Source organism: Acinetobacter sp. YH12251 (assembly GCF_013417465.1).
In the GTDB taxonomy this organism is placed as follows: Bacteria; Pseudomonadota; Gammaproteobacteria; order Pseudomonadales; family Moraxellaceae; genus Acinetobacter; species Acinetobacter amyesii.
The window spans coordinates 485800-504422 of sequence record NZ_VPDZ01000002.1; the positions used below are offsets into that span (position 1 = coordinate 485800).

An 18623-nucleotide genomic window follows, 5' to 3' on the forward strand; every position below is an offset into this window, starting at 1 on the left:
TTACCTTGACCTTAAATAGCTTAGACGCTCAAAATATTGGCAATTCTTCACAAAGGCAGTTCTTCGCGACTGAGTAATACAGATGAGCCAACAAGACGACATCGAATACCAATTAGAGACTTTAGCGATTCGTACAGGTCATACTCGTACTTTTGAGGGTGAACATAGTGAGCCAATTTTCCTGACTTCATCATTTGTTTGTGAAAGTGCAGCAGATGCCGCAGCAAAATTTTCAGGTCAAATTGAAGGCAATACCTATTCACGTTATACCAATCCAACTGTACAAGCTTTCGAAAAACGTTTAGCTGTTTTGGATGGTGCTGAAGCCGCTGTTGCGACAAGTTCAGGTATGGCGGGCGTACACGCGATCACTTTGGCATATTTGAAAGCTGGCGATCATGTGGTGTGTTCACGTGCTGTCTTTGGTTCGATCATTTCTCTGTTTGAAAAATATGTCATCAAATTTGGTGTTGACGTTACTTTTGTTGATTTGGAAGATTTAGATGCTTGGAAACAAGCGATTCGTCCAACGACACGCCTCTTGTTTATTGAAACACCGTCAAACCCATTAGCTCAAGTAGGGGATTTACAAGCCATTGCTGATATTGCGCATGCGCATGGGGCATTATTTGCAGTCGATAATACTTTCTGTACACCGGTGTTACAGCAACCGATTAAATTTGGTGCGGACCTCGTGATCTACTCATCAACAAAATATATTGATGGTCAAGGTCGTGCGCTCGGTGGTGCTGTTGTAGGTAGTGCAAAATTGATGGAAGAGATTACAGGTGTTATTCGTACACTGGGTAACTCGATGAGTCCATTCAATGCATGGATCTTCCTGAAAGGCCTAGAAACTTTAAGCTTACGTATGAAAGCTCACTGTGTAAGTGCTCAGACTTTAGCTGAATGGTTGGATGCACACCCGAAAGTTGAAAAAGTGTACTATGCGGGACTTCCAAATCACGAAGGTCATGAGTTGGCGAAAAAACAACAAAAAGGCTTTGGCGGAGTTGTATCGTTTGTTGTGAAAGGCGAACGTGAAGGCGCTTGGACAGTGATTGATAATACTAAGTTCCTTTCTATTACAAGTAACTTGGGTGATGTTAAGTCAACAATTACCCATCCTGCAACGACTTCTCATGGCAGAATGTCAGCAGAAGCGAAAAAAGCAGCAGGGATTAGCGAAGGTTTAATTCGCGTATCTGTTGGTTTAGAAGATATTAATGATATTATTCGCGATCTTTCACGCGGTTTAGATCTTATCTAAAGTGAATTCATCAGTTTTGTTCGGAGATTTTTATGAACATTAATATGCTCATGCAGCAAGCTCAACGCATGCAAAAAGAAGTTGAGAGCAACATTAAAAAAGCCAAGGAAGAGCTTGCACAAGTTGAAGTTCACGCTGAAGCAGGTGGTGGTCTGGTTAAAGTTACTATGACTGCACGTCATGTAGTGAAACGTATCGAAATCAATCCTGAACTACTTCAAGATGATGCAGATATGATTGAAGACTTAATTGCAGCAGCAATGAATGATGCTTCACGTCAAGCTGAAGCGATTTCAGAAGAAAAACTGAAATCTGCAAACTCTGGTATGGGTCTTCCACCAGGTCTTTCAGGTTTATTCTAAGGAATACGTTAAATGTTTAGTGATCGTTTTGATCAACTTGTACAGGCATTGCGTATTTTACCAAGCGTTGGGCCAAAGTCGGCTCAACGTATGGCACTGCACTTAATCATGAAAAACAGGGAAGGCGCTGTCGGTCTGGCACATGCCTTGACTGAAGCAACCAACTATATTCATGAATGTTCCATTTGCCATTCATTGACTGAAGATGAAGTATGCAACATTTGCGTCTCTTCAGAGCGTGATGATCAACTGCTTTGTGTGGTTGAATCTCCTGCAGATGTCATGGCAATCGAGCAAAGTGGTAGTTTTAGAGGGAAATATCATGTATTGGGTGGGCATTTGTCGCCACTCGACGGTATTGGCCCCGACGAAATTGGTATCCCATATTTAATTCAACGACTAAGTGATGGTAAAGTGCAGGAAGTGATCTTGGCGACCAATGCAACAGTTGAAGGTCAAGCGACAGCACATTATTTGGTTGAAGCGACTAAACATTTACCAATACAAATGACCCGTATTGCACAGGGTGTACCACAGGGTGGTGAGCTTGAATATGTGGATAGTCATACCTTAAGTCAGGCCGTGCATAACCGAATGCGAATGAAGTAAATATAGAGCGAAACTCGTTTCGCTTTGTATAATTTTTATCTAATTATTTATACTTAATAACGATTAAAGTTTTTGTTTACAATGAATAAAAAAGCTAAATAAAGGAAATAAGTCACTAAAATAACGTTTTTCCTTATAGATAAATAATATATATCAGTTAATATAAGCTCATAGAGCATCTAAAATTAGACTCAGCAACTTATGTATCAATTCATTCAAAATCAGCCAGATTTAAATTGCGTTTTAAATCTTATGGACCAAAGCTCGATTTACGGACTCGACACCGAGTTTATAAAAGTAGATACCCTGTGGCCCAAACTTGGACTTTTCCAAATTAATGTACAAAATCAGGTGTATTTACTTGATGGTACAACCCTCGATTTAAGCCAATTCTGGCAAAAATTATTTGCAGCTCAGCAAAACATTTTTCATGCATGTAGTGAAGATATCGACCTGATTTATCACTATGCACAGCATAAGTCTTTAGAAAATGTCTTTGATACCCAAGTTGGGATGTCATTTTTAGGGCATGGCTTACAAGTCAGCTATCAAAATGCCTTAAAAACTATGCTCGATGTAGATATAGATAAAGATCAGACACGTTCAGATTGGTTGGCTCGTCCACTCAGTGCCGAGCAATTGAACTATGCAGCGAATGATGTACATTATTTAATGAATTTAAGCCATACGATTCAGGATGAATTGGCTGCGAAAAGTTTATTAAATTGTGTGCTTGAGGACTGCAAAAATTTAACTTATGAAATTGGCACTGAAACGCCGATCCATTTGCTGTATCACGATATTGGTAATTATCGACATTCACGTCGTCAGCTCATGCAAATTCAGCAATTGGCCGTTTGGCGTGAGCAAATGGTGAAAGCCTTAAATCAGCCACGTAGCTTTATTCTTAAAAACTCAACCATCATTGATATGGTTGAAAAAAATCCAAAAAATAATTTTCAATTGAGTGCGGTGAAAGACATTCGTCCGAACATTGTGCGTGAGCATGGTAAAATTATTTTAGATTTGTTGAAGTTTTTACCTGAACAAGCTGAATGGCCGCTGCGTATGGCACGTCCAATTCGTCACTCTTCTCAGGATATTGGTTCACGCGTCGATACCGTTATTCAGCGTGCAGTACAAGAAACCTCTGTGCCTAAAGAAGTTTTAATGCGCAAAAAATGGTTAAATGCTTTGTATCAGCATGTGGTTTTTCATAATGATGAACAAGATTTACCGAGTTATTTGTTGGGCTGGCGCTATGATTTGCTGACGAAGCCTTTAATTGAAGTGCTGCATGCCGATGAAAGCTATCTTTCTGGTCAAATGAAAGTGATGGAATAAGTTCTGATTGATTAAAGAACTATCACTTATACAAATTCACGACTGATGCGTTAATAAACACTAATGTATCAGTCTTTTTTTTGATGTATCCTTTGCCTTGCGTTTAATGAGTATTGATTCAATTATGTACTGTTCTATCTACAAATCGAGCAAAAAAGATGAAATGTATCTTTATATTGCTCGTCCTGAAGTTAATGAAAACGAAACTGAAGCGACAGATCCGCTTGCAGTAATGCCTGATGCATTACGTACAGCATTTGGTCGTGCCACATTTGTCATGGATCTAGAACTCAGTGAATCACGCAAACTTGCACGTGTGAACGTATTACACGTCATAGATTCTATTGAAACAAAAGGATTCTTTATTCAAATGCCTCCAGAAGGTTTAATTGACCCAAATGCAGTTGAGCCAGAAGGCTTGCGCGGCGCTTAAGTTAATTCAGGAGTTGTGAAAATGAATGGTGTAGTATCGGTATTGGACTCAATTCCTGAAAGCAGTATTGCAATTACGGTTTACCTAGGTGGGGCTGTAATTGCTTTGTTGTGTTGGTATGGGCTGATGAAGCGCTTACCCAAATCGATCGGTGCCATTGGTTGGCTTATCGTATTTGCTATTTTATTAACACCAACCGTTTCTGAAGGTTCAAATGCAGCGATCGCACCTGCGATTTTTGGTTTGATTTTTGGTGTATTAACAAAAGATCAGCCATTGGTTTGGTTGAATCTATCGCTGATTCTCTTTGTGGTGGGTATTGGTTTAGTCCTTGGTTATTTTTGGACCAAATACAATGCAGCGAAACCACAGCACGTTGTTAACAAGAAAATTTCACCGCTTTAAATAAAAAAATAAGGTTATATCATGTCTGTTGAAACTCAACAATTTACTGGTACAGATCAATATATTGCGACCGATAGCTTAAAACTTGCAGTAAAAGCTGCACGTTCATTGCAAAAGCCACTTTTGGTTAAAGGTGAGCCGGGGACAGGTAAAACTCTTTTAGCCGAACAAGTGGCTGAAAGCTTAGGGCTTAAGCTCATTACGTGGCATATCAAATCTACAACCAAGGCTCAACAAGGTTTATACGAGTATGACGCCGTATCTCGTCTACGTGATAGTCAGTTGGGTGATGACCGTGTTTATGACATTAAAAACTATATTAAGCCGGGTAAGCTTTGGGAAGCGTTCACCAGTGAAGAACGTTGTGTACTTCTAATTGACGAGATTGATAAAGCAGATATCGAATTCCCTAATGATTTGCTGCATGAACTCGATAAAATGTCCTTCTTTGTGTATGAGACGGGTGAAACGATTACGGCAACACAACGTCCAATCGTGATCATTACTTCAAATAATGAAAAAGAACTTCCAGATGCCTTCTTGCGTCGTTGTTTCTTTCATTATATTGAATTCCCTGACGAAGCAACCATGCGTGAAATCATCGATGTACATTTTGAAAATATTTCAAATACCTTGGTCTCTGAAGCACTACAAATTTTCTTTAAATTACGTCAAATTCCGGGTTTAAAGAAACCGCCTTCAACCTCTGAGTTGATTGATTGGTTGAGTTTGTTGATGGCGGATGATATGCCAGAAGATATTTTACGAAATACGGATAAATCGAAATCAATTCCACCACTTTATGGTGCCTTGATTAAGAACGAACAAGATGTGCAATTGCTTGAACGTCTAGCATTTATGTCACGTCGTTAATTGATATCAATTCTATCAAAGATTTAAAAGCCGGTTATCCGGCTTTTATTTTGAGCATTAAAAATGTAAAGGTGAATTATACAGACAAGCGCATACGTATCACGTGTACATTTAGCTGTACCTAGGAGGTTTAAGTCGGCAGCACTCTTGTTGGTTGCGAGTTTTTATTTTTCTAGTTTTAGCTATGCGATGGATGATGCTCAGTTTGAACAGCAGCATCAACAGCTACTCCAGGATGCGTATTGGGCGCAAGTTGCAGAACATCAACTTAAAGAAAAGCTCATTGATAAATCAGATCATCTCGCAGCTCAAACGGCCATTCAGCAAAAGGCCTGTGCTGCAACTGTACTTGAGCTGAAATACTATGATTTTGTGATCTTGCATCTAAGTGACTTTAACCGCTATAGAAACCATCAAGGTTTTCATAAAATCGTATCTATTGAACATTTGCAGCAAGATCGCCTCAATGTTCAACACAAATATGAAACTCTTAAACAATCGCTTAATAATAGAAATGCGACTTGCGAATAAATCATGCTGTATGTGTTTCTTTGGGTAGGAGGGCAACGTATATGAACACGCAGTAAAAGCTTTTGGCTTTACTTGTAGGGATCAATTTTTCATAATGGTGGATGTAAAGGCAAGACTCAGTTGCAGATGAAATAACAAGATCACATGCATTCACACTGGATTTGACCTCCTGATATTTAATTTTTATTGGATTTTATTCGCCTATGTTTGTGCGATTGTTTTATACCCTTCGAAAATACGGTGTTCCTGTTTCAACTCGTGAATTGATTGACTTGAACCAAGCAGTGGCAGCAGGGCTGGTCTTTGCAGATCAAAATGAATTTTATCAGCTTGCAAAAACCGTTATGGTCAAAGATGAGCGTTACTTTGATAAGTTCGACCGTGCAATGAAAGACTATTTTGACGGTATTGCCACCTTTGATTTGGATGAACTATTAAATCAGGTGCATAAATTGCCAAAGGATTGGTTTGATCTCGAACTCATCGAAAAACATCTAACACCTGAACAACGAGAAGAATTAAAAAAAGCCGGATCATTAGAAGAATTGATGAAAATGCTTGAAGAGCGTTTACGCGAACAGCATAAAAAGCATCAAGGTGGTAATCGGATGATCGGTACGGGCGGTACCTCGCCCTTTGGTGCCTATGGTGACCATCCTGAAGGTGTGCGTATCGGTGGGCCTGGTCGTAAACGATCTGCGGTGAAAGTTTGGGAACAACGTCAATACCGAAATCTAGATCATGAGCAGATTCTCGGTAGTCGTCAGATGCAGATGGCTTTGCGTCGTTTGCGTAAATTTGCCCGCCAAGGTGCAGCAGAAGAGCTAGATATCGACGGAACCATTCGTGAAACAGCCAAACAAGGAATTTTGGATGTGCAGTTGGTTCCTGAACGACGTAACCGCATTAAAGTCTTGATGCTGTTTGATGTTGGGGGCTCGATGGATTCACATATTGCCCAATGTGAGAAGCTCTTTACCGCGGCTAAAACTGAATTTAAAACCTTAGATTATTTCTATTTCCATAACTGTTTATATGACTATGTGTGGAAAGATAATATTCGCCGTTCAAGCACGCGTATGAATACTTGGGATCTATTCAATACCTATGGGCGTGATTACCGCGTCATCGTGGTCGGTGATGCAAGTATGGCACCGTATGAGTTGAACTCTGTAGGTGGTTCTGTGGAGTATATGAATGATGAAGCGGGTCAGGTGTGGTTACAGCGCTTACGCAATCACTTTGATAAAACAGCATGGTTAAACCCCGAAGAAGAAAGTTATTGGCACTACACCCAAACCATAGCTGCGATTAAACAAATCTTTGAAGATCATATGTTCCCAATGACCCTAAAAGGCGTGGAAGATATGACGAAATATTTAGCGCGCTAAAGCGTTAAAAACGATACTTTTTCTTATCAATGATGTTTATATTACATACTCCAATTTTGCATTGTTTCTTATTTTCAAAATTGGATAGTATTTAAAAGTCTTTGTTCTGCATACAACATGAAGGAAATATGATGGATCATCAAATTAATGGTATCGCATTACCTAATGAAGAAGGTTTCTTCGGTAAATACGGTGGGCAGTTCATTCCACCAGATTTAAAACAGGCAATGGATGACATTAATGTTGCTTATGAGCAAATTCGTCATACAGAGGAATTTCAAAATGAATTGAAGGATTTGTTTGCACACTATGTTGGACGTCCAAGCCCATTGTTTTATGCGAAGCGCTTGTCTAACAAATTAGGTGGGGCACAAATCTACCTCAAGCGTGAAGATCTTAACCATACTGGCGCACATAAAATTAACCACTGCCTTGGCGAAGCTTTGTTAGCAAAATACATGGGTAAAACCAAAGTGATTGCAGAAACTGGCGCAGGTCAGCATGGTGTAGCATTGGCAACGGCTTGTGCCTTGGTGGGCATTCCATGTGAAATTCACATGGGGCAAGTGGATATTGAAAAAGAACATCCAAACGTAGTGAAAATGAAGATTTTAGGTGCCAACCTAATCTCTGTCACTCGTGGTACAGCTACGCTTAAAGATGCAGTAGATAGCGCTTTTGAAGAATATTTAAAAGATCCAACCAATTTTATTTATGCGATTGGCTCAGTGGTTGGCCCACATCCATTCCCGAAAATGGTTCGTGACTTCCAGTCCATTATTGGTGATGAAATTAAAATTCAAGCCAATGATCGATTTGGTGCAAATCCTGACTATGTCGTTGCATGCGTGGGTGGTGGATCCAATGCTGTTGGTGCATTTACAGCATTCCTGAATGACTCCGATGTCAAACTCGTAGGCGTAGAGCCTGCAGGCCATGGTTTAGATACCAATATGCATTCTGCGACGTTGACATTGGGTAAGCCAAGTCAAATTCATGGCATGGCATGTTATGTCCTTGAAGATGAACAAGGTGAACCATTGCCAGTGCATTCAATTGCATCAGGTCTGGACTATCCAGGAGTGGGGCCACAACATAGTTTGTTAAAAGACCTAGGCCGTGTTGAATATACAACAGCGACAGACCAAGAGTGTTTAGATGCATTCATGATGCTTTCACGTGTGGAAGGTATTGTTCCTGCACTAGAAAGTTCACATGCGGTTGCTTGGGCAATTCGTGAAGCGCCAAAACTTGCCAAAGATGTGAAGATTGTCGTTAACGTTTCAGGCCGTGGCGATAAAGACTCAGACTATGTGGCTGAAAAATTAGGTTTAAATTAATTACTGCCATTAAAAAAGACTAAGTTGCTCATCATCTGTTGATGACGCAAAAATCTTTTGCAGTTGTATAGCCCGATCTATATTCGAAGTATCCCAGTTTTTAACTGGGATATTTTTTTTGACGTAATTTTTATAAAAAATATGGTCAAAGCTTGATGAAATTGAAATTAACTCAGGATGTAGTACATAAATAATTGCCTTTGCATCTAAAATTTCTGTGATAGAAGATGCAATCTCTAAATTGATCGTACGTCGGTGGTATTGCAGCAGCTCATCGTCTTTCATCGATAACATTAAGCGTTCTAATTCTAAAATGATGGCATCTAGTTGGTCTAATTTATCTAAAGCGGATTCAAACATAAGAAAGGAAATTGAGAAAAGTAATTAATTTGTAATGTTTATGTCATTACAAAATGTGAGTTATATAAATTATTGATATTTGGAATTCCCCCTTAAAGCTTATCAAGGGGGATTTTTGAGTTTAGCCAGAAATATATTGTTGAAGCTGTTCGATCAGTTTGCGTTGATCATCCATTGCTGCTTTTACAAGGTCGCCGATGGAGATTAAGCCAGTTAATTTCTGTTCCTCAACCACAGGTAAATGACGTAAATGGCGATCTGTCATAAGTTCTAAACATTCTTCGACAGTCGCTGCACTTGTCACGGTGATGACACTACCCGTCATAATTTCGCTGACAGAGGTATTGAAAGATGTTCTTTCCATCAGGGCGATTTTACGTGTGTAATCACGCTCAGACAAAATCCCAACAACTGTGTCTTCATGGATCACAACGAGGGCACCAATGCCTTTTTGTGCCATCAGGGAAATGGCTTCGAGTACAGTCGCATCTGGGGTGATGGTGTAGATTTCTTGATAAGCTTTGTCTTTAAGTACTTGGGCAACTGTAGTCATATTTTCATTCCTTTATAGTAGTTTTTGTTTAATTTAAATTAGCGCGAAATTTGAAAAAAGCAAATACTTTTCAGTGCATGTTGGGGTCAAACATGCACTGAGGGTTTTATGCCATTTGAATCTTATTTTGGTTAAAAAAGAATAAACGCATTTGCGAGGTTGTGAGCTTGAGACGGATGTGGCTAGAGCTATGCAACGCAGGGATGACTTTAAGACGTGTTAATGTCGGTAATAGCGATGCCTCAAAATCTTGTGGTGTAATGCGTCGTGGAGTGTAGTTGGGCCAATGCTTTTTGGCATATTTATGCGCTTGAATGCCATTTAACCAAAACGGGAAGATAATATGATCTTGATCGCTGGTCATTGCCCAACCTTGTTGGTGGTAGAGACCCCAAAGGACTCCACAGTACATCATGGTTTTTAAAATACTAATTTTGAAAAATAAATCTTTTGGAATAGGTTTATATTGCTTTAATTTAGACATCATATGCAGCGTGTTGTTGATGTTGCTCCTATTGTAGAAAATTCTTATGAAAAAGCTGTGTAAGCTTTGAACTTGATTGTAAGAATTTATGTAGTTAAAAGTTGAAGGGTGTAAAAAACGCCACCTTAGTGACGTTTTGTTATGCTTGCAAAGTGGCCATGTTCTGCCAATATTGCGCTTTGAGTGAGTCACGTTCTACACGGAAGCCTTGATAATAAAGTTCAGCCAAAAATAACGCTGCTTTACCATGTCCAGCACGAGCTGCATCTTCCAATTCATGAACTGCATCGCTGAAGTTCATTTGAGATTGAATTGTGTTTACCGCATTTGCGTATACATGTTCGAGTTCATGTTGAGAGAATTGTTGAATCATATTTAACTCCTTATTCTAATTATGATCATTAAGGGCCCATTCTTTAGCCCTATTAACTAATTTAACTAAGTATTATTAAACTAATATTACAATTATCTTGAATTGTCAACTATTCACGTAAATATTTCTAATTTGCTATAGTTTACATGATTAAACAATGGACAATTGTTTTTCGTGAGTAAAATACTATCATAAGAAGTTGTAGATAATAAGGAGAAGTAAAATGACAAGAGTTTTAGACGGTTTAACTTTAGATTATCCTCCGACATTAGCGCAAATTGTGGAGTTGGCACATCTACATCGTCGCAATCTTGATGAAGCAATTTTTCATCAAGAAATTCATTTAGGGGATTTTGGTTTGGCACAGCGCAAACGTGTATATGATTTCACACGGGATTTAGATAAGGCACAGCGCTTAGAATTTTACAATGCATATAATGGCGAATTACTCAAAATCGCCGATGATGATGATTTACATCCTGCGCATGCAGAAGGTGGAATGAGTATTTTTGCAGTATTTATCGTTTTGGCGATTATTGCATTAATTCTTTATTTTGCGGTGATACGTACCATTATTCATTAAATTGTTTAGCTAACTCACAGACTGAAACAGTGAACTGATGCAGTTTTAAGCGCTGTGACTTGAACTTCTTGAACGTCAGCCATACACTACTTTGAACCTGAGGTAGTGTATGACTATTGATTTAGAAAAAATTATTCAATTCAAATCTAAAATACAGCTAGAGCAAATTTATAATATCTTTGTTTCAGTCATGATCGTGGTGATTTTGGTATTGGCTGTGATTGCCTTATATCGTCCTATTTCTGTACAGCAATACCAAAACGTGTCACGACTTGCGTTGCAGCAAAGTTATCCTGAAACACAGGAAATGGCGATGCTGCTGAGACAGCAAGATCGCATTCGTGTGGGTGCTTATCTTAAATTGATGCATGCTTATCAGATGGAGTCTGTGCGAGCACATCAACTTCCGGCTTTGGCAGAGGAACAGCTTTAGTTGCAGGGATTATCTTGGTTGGAGCTGCTTGTACATTCTTCTCCAATATCTGCTGTACTTCATTTTTATCTAAAGTTTTGCTCACTACAATCACAGTCATATTTTCAGGGTGCATGTAAGTACGAACCGAATTTTGTACATCAGCTACAGTTATTTTTTCCAATAATTTAGGGTACTGTGTCAAATAATCTGGGTCTTGTTGATAAAAGCCCAATAGACCAAGCTGTGCATTGATCGTTGCATTGCTGCTGTAATTATTTGGAAAAGCACGCAGCATGCCTGCTTTGGTTTCTTCCATTTGTTTTTGATCAATAGGCATTTTGACAAAATCATTTAAAGCATTATGCGCAACTCGAATACTATCTATCAGCTGATCTTGACGTGTTCCATAGCTAAAGCTAAAAATACCGGGTGCTTGGCTAAAGCTAAATGCACTATAGGCACCATAAGTATAGCCACGTTTAACGCGAAGCTCTTGCATGAGGATCGAGTTAAAACCTCCACCACCAAACATTCGATTGGCTACTTCTAGGGCTAATCGATCTTTGTTATCACGTGTCGTTCCTAAATGTCCAAACATGATGTTGGCTTGGGTGGAATTGTAGGGAAGATGGATGATATCAAACCCTTGTTTTTCTTCTGGTTGTGCAAGTGCCTTAGCTTTTTCACCTTGGTTTAAGTTTCCGGAAATACGTTCTGCAAGGTTTTGTGCTTCTTTTTTGCTGAGTTTGCCTGTAATGGCAATATTCATGTTTTGAGCAACTAAAAATTGATTACGAAACTTCTTTAAAATGTCAGGGGTGATTTTTTTGATACTGCCATTGGTTCCAGTAATCGGTTCTGCATATGGGTGTGTGCCGTATACAGCCCGATAGAAACGAATATTCATTAAGCGACTTGGGCTTTCTTGGAGTTGTTTCTGACCAGCTTGGTTATTGCTGAGTGCTAAGTTGAGACTGGAGTTTTTAAAAGTCGCATTTTTAATCACATCCATCATCATACTTAAAGCAGGTTCTAATTTTTTAGGGTCTGACAATACGCGTAGCCGAACGACAAACATATCTCGATGTGCTTGTACGCTAAATTGAGCACCTGTTTGGTCAAAAACCGAGGCAATTTGCGTTGCATTGTATTTTTCTGTGCCTTCATCGATTAAACGTGCAGCCATGTTGGCAACACCATACAAGCCTTTTCCGACTTCTTCATCACGAGCAGAACCTGCATTAAAGGTCAGTTGAATATCCACCATAGGTAGATCTTGTGATTCAACAAACAGGCTATTTACGCCATTTCGGTTTTTCAGCACTTGAACAAGCGGAGCACGGTAGTCTTTATCAATCTGTAAATTTTTTAAACTTTGCAGCATTGGGATAGATTGTAATTGGCTCGGATTATCGTTGAGGTCGGGAACATTTTCCTTATAAGTTTCTGCATGAAGGATTGAGCCAAACGCAGTAAGTAAGCTCAGAGATAAAATTTTCGTAATAGTCATCACTAATCCTTACATGACGCTTTCAATGTTTTGGGTTGAGCTGGTCTGTTGCTCTGGAATAACAACTTCCGTTTGAGCGGATTTTACTGTTTGATCTGCTTTATTTGAGGTTGTTGGAACCTCCGTCTGTTCTGGAAGTAGATACATGGTGCTTAAATTTTCTCGGACAAAATACGCATTTGCGACACGTTGAATATCTTGTGCGCTGACGTTTTCATATAGTTTTGGTAATTCGTCCATTAGCCTGAAACTGAGCCCATTGACTTCTAAGTTACCGATCGTCTTGGCTTGGCTGCTGATGTCATCTTGGTTATAGACTAAATTGGAGACAAAATGTGTGGTGATACGTTCAACTTCAGGTGTTTTGACTAATTCTGTTTTTAAAGTGTCGATTTCATCTTGTATCGCTTTTTGCGCTTGTTCCATTTTGACGCCATCGGCAGGGAGTGCTGAAATGGTAAATAAGCTATCTCCACGATTGTATGGATCATAAGATACGCTTACAGCCGTGAGTAATTTTCTATCTCGTACCAGTTTGTCTTGTAGGCGAGATGAGATCCCACTGTCTAAAATATTGCGAATAATATTGAGTGCATAAGCATCTTGTGGGTTTTTTGCGGTAGCCAGTGAGCGTACATTCCACGCCATATACAAATTGGGCACTTGTACGGGTAAATTTAGTTCCATGTGACGATAGCCCACACGCTCGAATTCCCTCACATCGTTACGATCAGGTGTTTTACGTGATGGAATATCACCAAAGTATTTTTGAACTTGACGAATGGCTGCTTCGGCATCGACATCACCGACAATCACCAAAATGGCGTTGTTTGGGGTATACCAATCTTTATACCATTGTTTTAAATCTGCTAATTTGATGTTTTGCAGATTTTTCATGTGTCCAATGACAGGTTGGCGATAGTGACTGGTTGGATAAGAGATCCATTTGAAACGTTCATAAGCCAAAGAACGAGGGTTGTCATCTGTACGCTGTCGGCGTTCTTCCATAACTACTTTAATTTCAGGGTCGAAATCTTGTTGTTGCAATCGTAAATTACTCATACGATCCGCTTCGAGCTCCAACGCCATAGGAAAATAGGCTTTTGGATACAACTGATAATAATTCGTGTAATTGGTAAAGGTTGCAGCGTTGATGCTGCCGCCATAGATACGGCTGAGACGTGTAAATTCATCATTAGGAACTTTAGTGGTTCCTTTAAACATCATATGTTCGAGTGCATGAGAGATCCCTAATAGATTGCCCGACTCATCACTACTGCCAACACGATACCAAATATGGGTCATTACCATCGGCGCACGGTGGTCTTCACGGATAATGACCTTTAAGCCATTTTTAAGCGTGGTTTCAAAGGTGCTTCGCGTTAATTGGGTACGTGTGTCTGCATGTAGATTGGGTGCAGACCAAAGGCAACTGCTGATGACACAGATAGGAAGCGCAGAACGAAATAAAGTTTTAAAAAAACAAGGAGAAAATCTGTTTTTATGGGACACAAAGGAATCCATTAAAATGCATTTTATAGTTATCTAGTTTTCCTAAAGTTAATTTTGATTGCAAGTTCAACATGTTGTTTTTTAGTGTGCTTCGCTCTGACAGGCGTGTAGCGACTCAATTTAAGATAACTTATGATAGAATCGGTTTTTTTAACGCAGTGCTTTTCAAGGATTCGGCATGCAACAGCAATCTCATGGGCAGAATAAATTTTTGATTGATGCTGATATCGGTGATGACGATGTCACGCTACCGAGTTTACCTGCGGTAAATGTGCCGATTATCGAGACACCGAAAGTACAGCAAGAAGTTGCTGCACCATTACAAGAAACAGAGTCAGAAACTGAAGACTCGAAGGTGAAAGGCGGCTTCTTTAGTCGTATGAAAGAAGGTCTAGCAAAGTCACGTAAGAACTTGGCAGACGGCATGGTGAATATCCTGATCGGTGGGAAGGAAATTGACGATGAACTTTTAGAGGAAGTTGAAGAGCAACTTTTGGTCGCTGATATTGGTGTTGATGCAACCAAAACGATTATTGCGAACTTAACTGAACGTACTGAACGTGGCGATTTAATTTACTCGCACTCTTTATATAAAGCGCTTCAAGAAGAATTGGTGGCATTACTTGCACCACGTGTTAAACCGCTACATATCGACAGCAATAAAAATCCGTATGTGATTTTGGTTGTTGGTGTAAATGGTGTGGGTAAAACCACCACGATTGGTAAATTAGCGAAACGCTTACAAGGTGAAGGTAAAAAAGTAATGTTGGCTGCTGGTGATACATTCCGTGCAGCAGCCACAGAACAATTACAAATTTGGGGTGAACGTAATAATATTGCCGTTGTGGCTCAAGGTCATGGTGCAGATTCTGCTTCAGTTATTTTTGATGCATTTGAAAGTGCTCGTGCAAAAGGCGTAGACGTGCTGATTGCAGACACCGCAGGTCGTTTACATAACAAAGGACACCTCATGCAAGAGTTGTCTAAAGTAAAACGTGTAATGCAAAAAATTGACGCTACAGCTCCACATGAAGTGATGTTGGTGGTTGATGCAGGTACAGGTCAAAATGCCATTAACCAAGTTGAAATGTTTGATGAGGCAGTAGGGCTTACAGGTCTAACCATTACTAAACTGGATGGTACTGCGAAAGGTGGTGTGTTATTTAATATTGCAAGCCGTACCCATGTGCCAATTCGTTTTATTGGTGTAGGTGAGAAAATTGATGACTTACGTCCATTCTCAGCTAAATCATTTGTCGCAGCATTATTTGAAACTGATAAATAAAATGCGTTAAATGTCACATAAACTCCGCAAAATGCGGAGTTTTTTGTTTTTGAGCTTACTGATTGATTTAAAAAACAACATGTGAATAAATCATAGTCAAAATTCAGCCTGATATACCCTTAGAATAAGTAAGGAATTATTGTTATATATAAAAATTGCTTTGGGGTGTTTAGGGTGGCGTTACTCGATAAAATTGGTCATGTATTGACTGCGGATATCACTAAAGATTTTAAATTAAAAAAGAAAAATACTGACCAAGAAGTAGAAGCGTCATTTGTCGACCAACTAAAGAAACGTCGCAGTATTTACGAGCTTGGAAAGAAGGTACATTATAGTCAGGCTTACTTGGCTGAACTGATTCAAGAGTCTGTAAGAAGTTGTCCATCTGCATATAATTCACAAAGTACACGTATTGTGGTTTTATTTGGTGAATCTCATCAAAAATTTTGGGACATAGTAAAAGACGTACAACGCAAGAATGTTGCGAGTTATATTTTTGAGGGCGTGGCGCTTAAAATAGATCAATGTGCAGCTGGCCTAGGAACTGTGCTTTTCTATGAAGATCAAACCGTGATTCAACAATTACAAAAGAAAGTGCCATTAAGTGCAGAAGATTTTCCAGTATGGTCGGAGCAAACGTCTGGCATGGCCCAATTCGCAGTATGGACTTCGATCGCAGATGCAGGTCTAGGTGCATGTTTACAGCACTATAATCCACACATTGATTATGCTGTTGCCGAACACTTTGATATTTCAAGACAATGGCTGCTACGTGCGCAGTTGGTCTTTGGTTCAATTGAAGGCCAAGCGCCTGAACGCTTAGAACCAGAAGATCAAGATCAGTTTAGAATTTATGAGTAATTTCTATGTTCTGTAAGTTGCTTTGATTTCTGCCGTACTAAAGACAGTGAAACCAAAATCTGAATGTAAGTGGGTTGTACGTATTTAGATGCTTGCAACTGATTGTTCTAGAAATAAGACACAATGTTGTAAATATAGTCATGCAACGGTTAAAAACTTCACCTATTATAAATCTCAATTTAGTAAGCTAATTGAAAATAAAAAGAGGTCTTGTAATGTCATTCTTGAATCAAATCGAACAACGTCGCACAATCTATTCTATTGGTAATAACGTTACTTTATCGCAAGATGAAATTGAGCAAACCATTAAAGATGCTGTACGTTTAAGTCCGTCATCATTTAACTCTCAAACGTCTCGTGTCGTTATTCTGTTTGGTGATGCACATCAAAAATTCTGGAATATCGTACGTGAAACTTTACGTAAAATTGTACCTGCAGATGCATTTGAAGGAACCAATGGCAAGATTAATAGTTTTGCAGCAGGTTTTGGTACAGCATTATTTTATGAAGATCAGGCTGTAGTAAAAGCTCTCCAAGAACAATTTGCACTTTATGCAGATAATTTCCCAGTATGGTCTGAACACTCAACAGCGATTGCTCAATTTGCTACTTGGACGGCTTTGGCTGAAAAAAATATCGGTGCATCATTGCAACATTACAATCCAATTGTTGATGCTGAAACAGCTGCGGCATTTGATGTGCCAGATCAATGGAAACTACGTGCACAACTTGTTTTCGGTTCGATTGAAGCGCCTGCAGGCGAAAAAACCTTTATTGCAGATGAAGAACGATTCAAAACATTTAAGTAATGATGGTGTGATGAATTAAAAAGGATGCATTAAGCATCCTTTTTTTATATGCAAAATTCTTGAATGAATATCAAAATAATGTCTTGAAACAAAATATACAGTGATTGTTAGATGTCATAAGATTGTCATATATGCATTGCATAGTGCATTCCAAACTAAATAATTGATAAAGAGTGATAATGATGACTTTAAGATTAACTGTTGCTGCTGCAGCGCTGATGTTAAGTAGTGCCGGATTTGCAGCTGTAACTTTGACTGTTCCGGAAGAAATTAAAATAGTTGCAGTTAATGATCAAGAAGTTACTGGTGGTTTATTTCGATCTACGGAGAAGTATAAGCTAGATGCAGGTGAAAACCTATTAACGGTACGTTATAGTGAATTTTTTCAACATGCTGATAATTCTCACGATATTTTAAAGTCAGGTGTTGCCGCCATTCGTACTCCAGCTCTGATTGATGGGCAAGAGTATCGTTTGGGTCTAGTCAATGCACCAAAAGATTTTGATGCTGCGCAAAAATATAAAGACCAACCGATATTTGGTTTGTATGACAGATCTAATCAATTACTTATGCAGCAAGCTGGGGCGAAGAAAGAACAAAAATCGATTTTTTCCAATGGTGTTTTAGGTAATGCTGTAGATTTTACGAAGAAAGAAGCTGTACCAGAAAATCAACCGGCACCTGTTTATGCACAATCCTTAAATGTAAAACCAACAAACGTGGCAGCTCCTGTGGTCGCTCCAAAAAATATAGCTGTTCATCAAAATGGGGCAGATCAACAATTAATTCAGCTTTGGCAGAAGGCTAGTAAAGCTGAACGACAAAAATTCATGAGTTGGTTGGCTGAGCAAGCAAACTAAAGCCACTTTCATAACTTCATTAGTATTCTTATAATTCGAAAAGTCCGTTGAATTACGGGCTTTTTAGATTGAAGAATATAAAAATCACCAAGAATTATAAAATTCGTCTTTCATAAAGCAAAATATACGGATATATTGATCTTTAAATAAGCAACAAATTGCTTTTAGTTTAAAAAATATACACTCAAGCGCAATATCATAGAAATTTCTATGATAGGGGCTTGTGTTTGTTTTGAAACTCTATAGAATACGCTGCATACCAACGCAGATAGCGATAAACATAAGGTTTTGAGTTGTTTGGTGTTGTTTCTTATTTGCTGACGAAGCATTAAGAAGATCATTAAGAGATTATGAAGAACAACTTGTGTGGATTTTTACTGATTGATCGATCGAAATTATTTTCATTGATTGATGGTAGAAATTACTCGAAGTTTATTTGAGCAAATTTTTGTCAGTAATT

21 protein-coding genes and 1 pseudogene are annotated in these 18623 nt (G+C 38.9%); 16 read left to right on the forward strand and 6 right to left on the reverse strand.

Features of this window, described 5'->3' with window-relative positions; all coding sequences use genetic code 11:
- Window positions 1–82: 82 nt before the first annotated feature.
- From FTV27_RS03035 to trpB, 10 genes are all read left to right on the forward strand, one after another.
- Complete coding sequence (locus tag FTV27_RS03035; protein ID WP_180077034.1) at window positions 83–1270, forward strand: O-succinylhomoserine sulfhydrylase; 1188 nt, start codon at window positions 83–85, stop codon at window positions 1268–1270.
- Between the two features lie 32 nt (window positions 1271–1302).
- Window positions 1303–1632, forward strand: coding sequence for a YbaB/EbfC family nucleoid-associated protein (locus FTV27_RS03040; protein ID WP_180074039.1), 330 nt, complete (start codon window positions 1303–1305; stop codon window positions 1630–1632).
- Between the two features lie 12 nt (window positions 1633–1644).
- Window positions 1645–2241, forward strand: coding sequence for a recombination mediator RecR (recR, locus tag FTV27_RS03045; protein WP_078188505.1), 597 nt, complete (start codon window positions 1645–1647; stop codon window positions 2239–2241).
- Window positions 2242–2442: 201 nt separating this feature from the next.
- Complete coding sequence (locus FTV27_RS03050; protein WP_180077035.1) at window positions 2443–3585, forward strand: HRDC domain-containing protein; 1143 nt, start codon at window positions 2443–2445, stop codon at window positions 3583–3585.
- A gap of 124 nt (window positions 3586–3709) precedes the next feature.
- A complete protein-coding gene (locus tag FTV27_RS03055) occupies window positions 3710–4018 on the forward strand; it encodes a YcgL domain-containing protein (RefSeq protein ID WP_180011296.1) in 309 nt (102 codons plus the stop codon).
- Between the two features lie 21 nt (window positions 4019–4039).
- Window positions 4040–4423: a hypothetical protein gene (locus tag FTV27_RS03060; RefSeq protein WP_180077036.1), complete on the forward strand. Its 384-nt coding sequence runs from the start codon at window positions 4040–4042 to the stop codon at window positions 4421–4423.
- Between the two features lie 21 nt (window positions 4424–4444).
- The gene (locus tag FTV27_RS03065; RefSeq protein ID WP_180011248.1) at window positions 4445–5296 is read left to right on the forward strand and encodes a MoxR family ATPase; all 852 of its coding nucleotides are present in this window, start codon (window positions 4445–4447) and stop codon (window positions 5294–5296) included.
- Between the two features lie 147 nt (window positions 5297–5443).
- A complete protein-coding gene (locus FTV27_RS03070) occupies window positions 5444–5827 on the forward strand; it encodes a hypothetical protein (protein ID WP_180035770.1) in 384 nt (127 codons plus the stop codon).
- 203 nt (window positions 5828–6030) lie between these two features.
- Complete coding sequence (locus FTV27_RS03075; protein ID WP_180077037.1) at window positions 6031–7218, forward strand: VWA domain-containing protein; 1188 nt, start codon at window positions 6031–6033, stop codon at window positions 7216–7218.
- Window positions 7219–7349: 131 nt separating this feature from the next.
- Complete coding sequence (gene trpB / locus FTV27_RS03080) at window positions 7350–8558, forward strand: tryptophan synthase subunit beta (protein ID WP_180077038.1); 1209 nt, start codon at window positions 7350–7352, stop codon at window positions 8556–8558.
- Between the two features lie 9 nt (window positions 8559–8567).
- Here trpB and FTV27_RS03085 read toward each other — a convergent pair whose 3' ends face one another.
- From FTV27_RS03085 to FTV27_RS03100, 4 genes are all read right to left on the reverse strand, one after another.
- Window positions 8568–8918 (reverse strand): hypothetical protein, encoded by a 351-nt coding sequence (locus FTV27_RS03085; protein WP_180077039.1) that lies wholly within the window; start codon window positions 8916–8918, stop codon window positions 8568–8570.
- A gap of 121 nt (window positions 8919–9039) precedes the next feature.
- Window positions 9040–9471, reverse strand: coding sequence for a CBS domain-containing protein (locus FTV27_RS03090; RefSeq protein ID WP_180077040.1), 432 nt, complete (start codon window positions 9469–9471; stop codon window positions 9040–9042).
- A 106-nt stretch (window positions 9472–9577) separates the two neighbouring features.
- The gene (locus FTV27_RS03095; protein ID WP_180007275.1) at window positions 9578–9955 is read right to left on the reverse strand and encodes a DUF2750 domain-containing protein; all 378 of its coding nucleotides are present in this window, start codon (window positions 9953–9955) and stop codon (window positions 9578–9580) included.
- A 139-nt stretch (window positions 9956–10094) separates the two neighbouring features.
- Window positions 10095–10328 (reverse strand): hypothetical protein, encoded by a 234-nt coding sequence (locus FTV27_RS03100; protein ID WP_078188494.1) that lies wholly within the window; start codon window positions 10326–10328, stop codon window positions 10095–10097.
- 223 nt (window positions 10329–10551) lie between these two features.
- Between FTV27_RS03100 and FTV27_RS03105 the strand changes: the two genes are divergently transcribed.
- Entirely contained in the window at window positions 10552–10911 is a 360-nt protein-coding gene (locus tag FTV27_RS03105; RefSeq protein ID WP_111884936.1) for a hypothetical protein, read from the forward strand.
- Between the two features lie 109 nt (window positions 10912–11020).
- Window positions 11021–11344: a hypothetical protein gene (locus FTV27_RS03110; protein WP_078193898.1), complete on the forward strand. Its 324-nt coding sequence runs from the start codon at window positions 11021–11023 to the stop codon at window positions 11342–11344.
- On the opposite strand, the gene FTV27_RS03115 is transcribed toward FTV27_RS03110, so the two are convergent.
- Together FTV27_RS03115 and FTV27_RS03120 are read right to left on the reverse strand one after the other, a co-directional pair.
- Window positions 11268–12836 carry a pitrilysin family protein gene (locus FTV27_RS03115; protein ID WP_180077041.1) on the reverse strand — a complete coding sequence of 523 codons (1569 nt, stop codon included), beginning with the start codon at window positions 12834–12836 and terminating at the stop codon, window positions 11268–11270. The genes FTV27_RS03110 and FTV27_RS03115 overlap by 77 nt on opposite strands.
- Window positions 12837–12962: 126 nt before the next feature.
- A pseudogene (locus tag FTV27_RS03120) lies at window positions 12963–14276 on the reverse strand (M16 family metallopeptidase); the annotation flags it as partial.
- A 250-nt stretch (window positions 14277–14526) separates the two neighbouring features.
- Here FTV27_RS03120 and ftsY point away from each other — a divergent pair.
- The 4 genes from ftsY to FTV27_RS03140 all read left to right on the forward strand — a co-directional run bounded on the left by ftsY (window position 14527) and on the right by FTV27_RS03140 (window position 18163).
- Window positions 14527–15633 carry a signal recognition particle-docking protein FtsY gene (ftsY, locus tag FTV27_RS03125; RefSeq protein ID WP_180007272.1) on the forward strand — a complete coding sequence of 369 codons (1107 nt, stop codon included), beginning with the start codon at window positions 14527–14529 and terminating at the stop codon, window positions 15631–15633.
- A gap of 174 nt (window positions 15634–15807) precedes the next feature.
- Complete coding sequence (locus FTV27_RS03130; RefSeq protein WP_180077043.1) at window positions 15808–16494, forward strand: nitroreductase family protein; 687 nt, start codon at window positions 15808–15810, stop codon at window positions 16492–16494.
- 215 nt (window positions 16495–16709) lie between these two features.
- Window positions 16710–17303: a nitroreductase family protein gene (locus FTV27_RS03135; RefSeq protein ID WP_180035761.1), complete on the forward strand. Its 594-nt coding sequence runs from the start codon at window positions 16710–16712 to the stop codon at window positions 17301–17303.
- A gap of 182 nt (window positions 17304–17485) precedes the next feature.
- Window positions 17486–18163 carry a DUF2057 domain-containing protein gene (locus FTV27_RS03140; RefSeq protein ID WP_180077061.1) on the forward strand — a complete coding sequence of 226 codons (678 nt, stop codon included), beginning with the start codon at window positions 17486–17488 and terminating at the stop codon, window positions 18161–18163.
- The last annotated feature ends 460 nt before the right edge of the window (window positions 18164–18623 follow it).

Bases quoted from the DNA above. Each gene is read 5' to 3' on its own strand.
- FTV27_RS03035 (WP_180077034.1), top strand. From the start codon at position 83: ATGAGCCAACAAGACGACATCGAATACCAATTAGAGACTTTAGCGATT.
- FTV27_RS03040 (WP_180074039.1), top strand. From the start codon at position 1,303: ATGAACATTAATATGCTCATGCAGCAAGCTCAACGCATGCAAAAAGAA.
- recR (WP_078188505.1), top strand. From the start codon at position 1,645: ATGTTTAGTGATCGTTTTGATCAACTTGTACAGGCATTGCGTATTTTA.
- FTV27_RS03050 (WP_180077035.1), top strand. From the start codon at position 2,443: ATGTATCAATTCATTCAAAATCAGCCAGATTTAAATTGCGTTTTAAAT.
- FTV27_RS03055 (WP_180011296.1), top strand. From the start codon at position 3,710: ATGTACTGTTCTATCTACAAATCGAGCAAAAAAGATGAAATGTATCTT.
- FTV27_RS03060 (WP_180077036.1), top strand. From the start codon at position 4,040: ATGAATGGTGTAGTATCGGTATTGGACTCAATTCCTGAAAGCAGTATT.
- FTV27_RS03065 (WP_180011248.1), top strand. From the start codon at position 4,445: ATGTCTGTTGAAACTCAACAATTTACTGGTACAGATCAATATATTGCG.
- FTV27_RS03075 (WP_180077037.1), top strand. From the start codon at position 6,031: ATGTTTGTGCGATTGTTTTATACCCTTCGAAAATACGGTGTTCCTGTT.
- trpB (WP_180077038.1), top strand. From the start codon at position 7,350: ATGGATCATCAAATTAATGGTATCGCATTACCTAATGAAGAAGGTTTC.
- FTV27_RS03085 (WP_180077039.1), bottom strand. From the start codon at position 8,918: ATGTTTGAATCCGCTTTAGATAAATTAGACCAACTAGATGCCATCATT.
- FTV27_RS03090 (WP_180077040.1), bottom strand. From the start codon at position 9,471: ATGACTACAGTTGCCCAAGTACTTAAAGACAAAGCTTATCAAGAAATC.
- FTV27_RS03095 (WP_180007275.1), bottom strand. From the start codon at position 9,955: ATGTCTAAATTAAAGCAATATAAACCTATTCCAAAAGATTTATTTTTC.
- FTV27_RS03100 (WP_078188494.1), bottom strand. From the start codon at position 10,328: ATGATTCAACAATTCTCTCAACATGAACTCGAACATGTATACGCAAAT.
- FTV27_RS03105 (WP_111884936.1), top strand. From the start codon at position 10,552: ATGACAAGAGTTTTAGACGGTTTAACTTTAGATTATCCTCCGACATTA.
- FTV27_RS03110 (WP_078193898.1), top strand. From the start codon at position 11,021: ATGACTATTGATTTAGAAAAAATTATTCAATTCAAATCTAAAATACAG.
- FTV27_RS03115 (WP_180077041.1), bottom strand. From the start codon at position 12,836: ATGACTATTACGAAAATTTTATCTCTGAGCTTACTTACTGCGTTTGGC.
- ftsY (WP_180007272.1), top strand. From the start codon at position 14,527: ATGCAACAGCAATCTCATGGGCAGAATAAATTTTTGATTGATGCTGAT.
- FTV27_RS03135 (WP_180035761.1), top strand. From the start codon at position 16,710: ATGTCATTCTTGAATCAAATCGAACAACGTCGCACAATCTATTCTATT.
- FTV27_RS03140 (WP_180077061.1), top strand. From the start codon at position 17,486: ATGACTTTAAGATTAACTGTTGCTGCTGCAGCGCTGATGTTAAGTAGT.